This window comes from Halorubrum sp. SP3, assembly GCF_005435195.1.
Taxonomy (GTDB): Archaea; Halobacteriota; Halobacteria; order Halobacteriales; family Haloferacaceae; genus Halorubrum; species Halorubrum sodomense.
This window is the reverse complement of record NZ_SGTU01000518.1, coordinates 1-323: the sequence shown is the minus strand read 5'-3', so window position 1 is coordinate 323 and position 323 is coordinate 1. Positions and strand designations below refer to the sequence as shown.

The following is a 323-nucleotide window of genomic DNA, read 5'->3' as shown; positions in this document are numbered from 1 at the left end:
GTTCTCCTCGATCCACGACTGCTGGACGATCGGGCCGTTCGTCGCGAACAGCTGGAAGGCGATCGGGTTGTAGCCGTCGAAGGAGACGGTCACCTGCCCGTCGCCGGTCGCGACCTCGGTGACCGGCCCGAGGTCGTTCGACTGCGGGCTGGCGATGCCGACGTCCTCGAACACGATCCGCCGGATGCTGTACCGGACGTCCTGCGGCGTGACCTCGTCGCCGTTGTGGAACGTGAGGCCGTCGCGCAGCATGAAGCGGACGTCGCCGTCCTCGGTGCGCTCCCACTCGTCCGCGAGGCCGGCGATGATGCCGCCCTGCTTGT

General features: G+C 68.4%; 1 protein-coding gene. It reads right to left on the bottom strand.

Translation table 11 applies throughout. From position 1 onward, the window contains the following. Nucleotides 1–323: ABC transporter substrate-binding protein (locus EXE42_RS17450; protein ID WP_241988447.1), on the bottom strand; the 323-nt coding region annotated here is incomplete at both ends.